Source organism: Nostoc sp. CALU 546 (assembly GCF_048836525.1).
Genome location: NZ_JAWJTF010000183.1, coordinates 1 through 7,210 on the forward strand (window position 1 = coordinate 1; position 7,210 = coordinate 7,210).

Below are 7,210 nucleotides of genomic sequence, written 5' to 3' on the forward strand. Positions count from 1 at the left end.
GCTGAAAGTTTGGGTGGTGTGGAATCACTACTTTGCTATCCTACCAAAATGACTCACGGTTCTCTACCAGAAGTGGAACGACTTCAGCGGGGAATCAAGGATAATTTAGTCCGTCTTTCGGTAGGAATTGAACATAAGCAAGATTTGCAAGCTGATTTAGAAAATGCTCTAGCTTGAAAATTGGTATTGGGTATTGGGTATGGAGAAAACCGATTTTTATTCCGCGTTGTAAGCTTGATTTCTTTTAATCAAGTATAGGGTTTGTTACCCCTACCCTCAGAGGTAACTTTATTTTATGTAGGGTCTAAAATCCTATTAGGAATTACGAATTTTTAAGTGTGCCTATCTTCTAGTTAGCATAAGTTAATAAACCCTGGATTAATATAAATTTACAAATGCTTTGTTTAGGCGTTTGTTAAAAAAAATGACATTATTTTTGATCCAGATTTAACCATAACTTTTGATCCTCAATGGAAAGTTGACTTACTTAAGAAAACCCCACTTTCAAATGCGTGTTTCTAATCCTTAATGCATAGCAATACTCAAAAAAACAACACTAACCTAGTGTAGATTCAGTTTGATTTTCCGGTAATTATATCGGGATAGTAGGTTTATAAAACCTGAATTAAAAACCCCATTGACTCTTTAAAAAAGTAAGACTAATGTTATGAGTAGTCCTTCCAAGGACACTATTTGTGCATCAAAAAATCAAGAGGTATTTCCTATGATGATGATGATGATGACTGAAACCATGACTACCGAAATGCAAGCTTGTATGGATGCTTGTATGGACTGTCACAAAATGTGCATGGAAACCATGACTTACTGCATGGCCAAAGGTGGTATGCAGATGGACAAGGGCATGATGAGCATGATGAGCATGATGCGTGATTGCTCTGAAATGTGCATGATGTGCATGAATATGATGATGAGTGGTTCTGAGTTCATGGAACGTACTTGTATGCTTTGTGCAGAAATGTGCGATCGCACTGCAATGGCCTGTGAGATGATGAGCGATGACATGAAAATGATGGAATGCGCTGCTGCTTGTCGCAAGTGTGCAAAGTCTTGCAGAAGTATGCAAATGATGACCGCATAATTCCCCTAACTAGCAGAAGTTTCTCTGCAACCTAATATTCAAGCGCTCAGACTCTTTGGGTCTGGGCGCTTGAAGTAATATTCTTTAAAAAAATTTCCCGCGTCCCATATATCTCTGCGTTCACTCCATCAAAATCAAGCGCAGAGGATCTAAACGCACATACCAAGGAAAAGGCTGGTCTTTCATGGTCACCCATTTTTCTTTGAAGACTTCAGCTTGCAGATGGTAATCTTGAGAATTGTTGCTAGGCGAATGTAGTTTGAGAAACAACGTCATTCGATGAGGCGTTTCACTGGTTCGTACTACCCAGCAGGGAAAGGTGTTTTCCTGTGATGAGTCGTTGGTAAAAATGAACTGATGGGCACGAATGCCGATGTGAGATAATTTGCTCTTGATTGGTTCAATTACTTGAAGAGTACAACCCCAATCAGTCGCTTCCACCTGTTGCGATGACTGGAGAACAGCACGGGAGAAGTTTTTGCATCCAGTTAGTTGGGCGACACTGACAGTAGCAGGATGCTGGAAAATATCATGTTTGCTACCATAATGAACCGCTCTACCATGCTCCAGTACCAACAGATTCGGGCAAATCCGATAAGCTTCTTCCATATTATGGGTGACAAATAGAGTCACACCTTGGTAGCCAGCTAGAGTTTCTGTCATTTGCTGCTCTAATTGACTACGTAAATGGGTATCAAGTGCCGAAAACGGCTCATCTAAAAGTAATGCTTCCGGTTGGCTTGCCAATGCTCTTGCCAAAGCTACTCGTTGTTGTTGACCCCCAGAAAGTTGGTGCGGATAGCGATCGCCTAATCCTTGCAACTGCATCGCTATTAGTTGCTCCTCTACCTGCACTCTAATACTTCCAGCAGATAGGTTTTTGGGCAAGCCAAAAGCAATATTCTGCGCCACACTCATGTGCGGAAAGAGGGCATAATTCTGCACTAAAAAACCGATGCGGCGATCGCGGCTGGGTAAATTAATTCCTTTTTCTGAGTCAAACAGAACTCTGTCATTTAAAACTATGCGCCCGGTTGTAGGTGTTTCTATTCCCGCAAGGCAGCGCAAAATCATGCTCTTACCTGCTCCAGAACCCCCTAACAATCCCAAGGGTTGCTCATCAGTGTTGAAAGCAACTTTTAAATGAAAGCTAGGAAGGATTTTTTCAATGTTGATAAATAATCCACCAGATTCAAAGTTAGAGTGCGGAGTGTAGAGAATTTCTCGCCACCTGCACCCCTCCCCCTGACGGAGATACAGCCTTCTCCCTCAATTCTTGCCAGAAGTTAACCCCAATAATTCCAGACAGGGAAATTACCATAATAGCGATCGCCCAAAACCACGCTTCATTCATCGCTCCCGCTTCCACAGCAAAATAAATCGCCATTGGGATTGTCTGTGTTTGTCCGGGAATGTTACCAGCCAGCATCAATGTCGCACCAAATTCTCCCAAAGCACGGGCAAAAGCGAGCATTGTGGCAGCTACAATGCCGGGTAGCGCTAAGGGTAAACTGATGCGCCAAAAGATTGTGGCTTCAGTTGCGCCAAGGGTTCTAGCTACTCGCAGCAGATTACCATCTATTTGTTCAAAGGCTCCCAGTGCAGTTTTATACATTAAAGGGAAAGAAACTACCGTGGCTGCGATCGCTGCACCATACCAAGTAAAGACGATGGTGAAATCAAAAGCCTGCATGAGTTTCCCTACAGGGCCATTTTTGCCAAAAAATAGCAGCAACAAAAAGCCGACAACAGTGGGAGGCAAAATCAGAGGCGCAATAAAGATACCCTCAATCAACGATTTACCTTTGCCACGATATCCCAGCATCCAGTAGGCAGCAGCCATACCCAAGAAGAAGGTAATAAATGTAGCAAGCAATGAAGTTTTGAGTGATATCCAAAGAGGCGATAAATCCAATGGCATAGTTGTCTGGGGAAGAATTAGCTCAACTAATCCATAATTTACCAACTTTAGCTTCAAAATATTCGTAAAAGTTGGTAAATCACATAACAATCAATGAAGGAAATCCCAAAAACTATCCAAATTTTAAATAAGATTCGCGTTCGATCGAGTATCAATACGGTTCGGTTAACGTTTTTATGTTTTGAAAATCCCCTAACCCCATTAAAAAAATGGGTTGGGGGATCTTAAGCCAACCGTATTGGAAGTGTCAGGGTGGAAGTTGTACCCGTCAAAACATCGTCATGGTGAGTATCAACCCTTCAGTTGTAACTTTTCCCTCTCCTAGTGATTGATGACGCATATCCTTATATCAAAAATAAATAGCTGAGTCACTTCATATACAACTTCATATTATCTTGATGAAATATTTACTAATTAGTATTTAATATTATTGAATCTAGAAAATACGGTCTTTATTAAGACATAAATCCTGTAATTATGTCCTAAAACATTTGTTTTTTGTCTTTACTTTTTCGTAGTAACTATATATAAAATAATTCTTAAATAACTAAATCATGACGTATCCTCATGCAATGCTAAACAAGCAGTAAAAATTGTGAGCATGTAATGATTATCTATTAATGAGAAATTCTAAGATGAACATTAAACTTCCACTAATATCTGACCGTCTCCTCAAAGATTTTCCAGTAATTGAAACCGAAAAATATATTCTCCGACTTGCTTCTACTAAAGAAGAATTAGAATCTGTTTTTAGATTGCGCTTTGAAATTTTTAATATTGAACTAGGTTTGGAATATTCTGCTTCTAATCTTACCCAGAGAGATCAAGATGAATTCGATATGGTTTGTCATCATTTGATACTCATCTTTAAACCAACTGGTAAAATTGTTGGGAATTACCGAATGCAATCTTATAGAATGGCTTCTCAAGCTTTGGGCTTTAGTGCTGCTAAATATTTTAATATAAATGATATTCCTGATTCTATACTTCAGGAAACTGTAGAACTTGGGCGTGCGTGTATAGCAAAAGAATACCGTAATATTCAAGCACTTTTATTACTCTGGAAAGGGCTAGGAAATTATCTTGTCTGGAGTGGAAACCAATATTTTTTGGGGCGTGTAACATTTAAAACGCAAAGTCCTTTAAAAGCTCGTTGTGCTTATAATTATTTTCAGCGAAAGAACTTGATGCATCAAAGTATTTTAGTTTATCCAAATTCAGAATTTATTTTAGAATTGCCTCAACAATGTCCTAGATCACATAATGTGGAAATTCCGCATATTTTACAAGCATATTTTGCTTGTGGGGCAAAGATATGTAGTCTTCCATCTATTGGTCAATTTAAGTGCACTACTTTTTTAACTATCTTTAATAGTAAAGAGGTTACCAGATATCACTAAGAACTCATTTATTGCTAACTGGCTGGAGTTTAGACTAAACAATCAGACTCTAATCCAAAAATACAAAACAAAGTTAATGATAATTTGTTGTAAAAAAAGCACAACATTGTTGTGCTTTTGTAGATTATTTGTATTCAGTTCCTTGTGAAAAAAAGAGACTTTTTTAATTAATCCAGTTTACTGCTGTAGGCACTGAAACCATAAGCCAAAGTTTCTTTTAAATTACCCGATGGCTTCAGACTTCTGTTGATGGCTTTAGCAAAGGGTACTGGTATTCCTTTGATGGTTTCCGGCAAAATCGCATATTCTTCTGTTGGTTCGACAATGTATTGTGGACACTTCATTTTTAGACCAGCAGTAGCTAACATTTCCTCTATTTCAGCAGATGAATATTGCTTGAGATAAACTGGATTTCTCACAAATGGATTCAGCTTTCTCACAAAATTATGAATAATATGAGAAGGACAAGATTTGTTGTGAAAGGAATGATTAAAAACAAAAATTCCACCAGGCTTTAGCACACGAGATATATCAGCCAATAATTTTCTTAATTGTGCATCTGGGATATGCATAAAAACGCAGTTAGAAATTACCAAATCTATAGAATTATCTTCTAAAGGCAATATTTCAGCAGAAGTACAAATCAAGTTAAATTCAGCTTCTGGGAAAAAATTATATTCTTGTTTGACCTTGATTAACCGCCGTAATAAAGGTTCAGAAATATCAATTCCGTAATATTTCTCACATCTCAGATTTTTCGCTTTCGAGAGATGTAATGGTGCGCGACCATAACCAGAACCAATCTCTAGAATAGAGCCAACAGATTTATTCAATGGAAATTTATTCCAAGTACCTCCAGGCGTGCCAGTAAGCAGAGTGTAATCTTGTTTAATGGGCGATGTATCTGCAATCTTTTCAATTTTTTGGGAACCATAATACGTTTTCCCGATTGCGTCCCATGTTTTTTTATGTTGAGTATTATTCAACTGTTCATAGTCGCTAGGAAAATAAATGCCATCTCGTAATTCAAAGTCATTCAGACTAAATTTTACATCTGCTAATTGACTCATTATGATTATTCCTCATGAATAGTTAAGTCTGTTTTCTGTTATACTCTCAACTCAGCATTAACCGCAAGGGATTTTTACTCAACCGCTTGCCTTGAGCCTTTTTCAAAGTCTATAGCTATTTTAAGTTCAATGGGATATGGTATGGGCGCACAGATGTGCGCTCAAAGCGCCTATTGCATCAAAATGAAAATCGCTGTAATAACAACCTATTGCCTGATCAGAACACAAGTTCGTATACATTAGTTGATGGACTGCAACAATTGGAGGCTGTGATGGTAGAAGGGTCACAACAAAAACGGGTGGTAGTTATAGGTGCTGGTTGGGCTGGTTTAGGAGCAACCTACCATTTGGCAAAACAAGGTTATGATGTGACACTTCTAGAAGCAGGCCCCTATCCTGGTGGATTGGTGGCAGGTTGGCAAACACCAGCCGGCAAATCTGTTGAAGCGGGCATTCATGGCTTTTGGTATCCTTACAAAAATATTTTTTCCCTAATCAATGAATTAGGAATTAATCCTTTTACTACTTGGACTCGTTCTTCGCAATATTCGCCAGCAGGTTTGGAAGTTGAATCACCGATTTTTCAAGACTTACCGCGACTCCCCTCGCCACTGGGAACTTTTCTCTACACTCAGTTTAAGCGGCTGCCACTAATTGACCGTCTCAGTGCCCTGCCTTTACTTTATGCTGTCGTTGATTTTGACAATTCTGATGCAGCTTGGCGACGCTATGATTTTGTAACTGCCCGTGAGTTGTTCAAAGACTTCAACGTTTCTGCACGGCTTTACCGCGAGGCTTTTGAGCCAATGTTATTAGTGGGTTTGTTTGCTCCTGGCGAACAGTGTTCAGCCGCAGCAACTTTAGGGATGCTTTACTTTTTTATTCTGGCTCATCAACCAGATTTTGATGTAGTTTGGTGTCGGGGAACTGTTGGAGAAAAGATATTTCGTCCTTGGGTGGAACGAATCGAAAAAGCCGGTGCGCGAGTGTTACCTAAGCGGCGAGTTACAGACTTAATTGTTGATAGTAATCAAGTTAAGGGTGTGGTTTGTGGTGATGAAATAATTGAAGCAGATGCCGTGGTTTTTGCAGTTGGGATCACGGGGATGAAGAAAATTGTCTCAACTAGCCCTAGTTTACAAAGCCGTGAAGAATTCCGTAATTTGAGCAATTTAGGAGCAATTGATGTTTTAGCAACGCGGCTATGGTTTGACCGCAAAATTGATATTCCTCGTCCTTCTAATGCTTGTTTTGGGTTCGACGCAACTACAGGTTGGACGTTTTTTGATTTGAATGCTCTACATGATGAATATCAAAATGAGCCGGGAACGGTGATTGAAGCTGATTTTTATCACGCGAATCAGTTTCTCAGTTTGAGTGATGAGGAAATTTTACCAATAGTTCAGGGTTATTTAGCAACTTGTGTACCAGCGTTTCGAGAGGCAAAGATCATTGATAGCAGTGTAATTCGGTTATCTCAAGCGGTAACTCACTTTGCACCTGGTAGCTATCGTTATATGTTACCTGCTAAGACAAGTTTTGAAAATGTGTTTATGAGTGGGGATTGGATTGTAAACCGTCATGGTTCCTGGTCACAAGAAAAGGCTTATGTTACTGGTTTGGAGGCGGCGAATTTGGTGGTGTCTTATTTGGGAGAAGGTCAGCCATCTAAGATTTTAGCTGTAGAAGAGGATGAAGCGCATATTCAAGTGGCGCGATC

General features: G+C 39.4%; 5 protein-coding genes and 1 pseudogene. 4 read left to right on the top strand and 2 right to left on the bottom strand.

Annotated features, from left to right (window positions below):
* Positions 1-9: 9 nt before the first annotated feature.
* Positions 10-177, top strand: coding sequence for a PLP-dependent transferase (locus RRG12_RS40980; protein ID WP_420763145.1), 168 nt, complete (start codon positions 10-12; stop codon positions 175-177).
* A gap of 550 nt (positions 178-727) precedes the next feature.
* On the top strand, positions 728-1,099 hold the full coding sequence (locus RRG12_RS40985; protein ID WP_420763146.1) for a four-helix bundle copper-binding protein: 372 nt from the start codon (positions 728-730) through the stop codon (positions 1,097-1,099).
* 120 nt (positions 1,100-1,219) lie between these two features.
* Here RRG12_RS40985 and modB read toward each other — a convergent pair.
* Positions 1,220-3,020 (bottom strand): annotated as a pseudogene (gene modB, locus RRG12_RS40990) (molybdate ABC transporter permease subunit).
* Positions 3,021-3,655: 635 nt separating this feature from the next.
* Here modB and RRG12_RS40995 point away from each other — a divergent pair.
* A complete protein-coding gene (locus tag RRG12_RS40995; RefSeq protein WP_420760431.1) occupies positions 3,656-4,420 on the top strand; it encodes a GNAT family N-acetyltransferase in 765 nt (254 codons plus the stop codon).
* Between the two features lie 167 nt (positions 4,421-4,587).
* On the opposite strand, the gene RRG12_RS41000 is transcribed toward RRG12_RS40995, so the two are convergent.
* Complete coding sequence (locus RRG12_RS41000) at positions 4,588-5,490, bottom strand: class I SAM-dependent methyltransferase (protein ID WP_420760432.1); 903 nt, start codon at positions 5,488-5,490, stop codon at positions 4,588-4,590.
* A 272-nt stretch (positions 5,491-5,762) separates the two neighbouring features.
* Between RRG12_RS41000 and RRG12_RS41005 the strand changes: the two genes are divergently transcribed.
* Positions 5,763-7,210, top strand: a 1,448-nt coding sequence (locus RRG12_RS41005) for a hydroxysqualene dehydroxylase (protein WP_420763147.1), incomplete at its 3' end; no start/stop codon positions are given.

Bases quoted from the DNA above. Each gene is read 5' to 3' on its own strand.
- RRG12_RS40985 (WP_420763146.1), top strand. From the start codon at position 728: ATGATGATGATGATGACTGAAACCATGACTACCGAAATGCAAGCTTGT.
- RRG12_RS40995 (WP_420760431.1), top strand. From the start codon at position 3,656: ATGAACATTAAACTTCCACTAATATCTGACCGTCTCCTCAAAGATTTT.
- RRG12_RS41000 (WP_420760432.1), bottom strand. From the start codon at position 5,490: ATGAGTCAATTAGCAGATGTAAAATTTAGTCTGAATGACTTTGAATTA.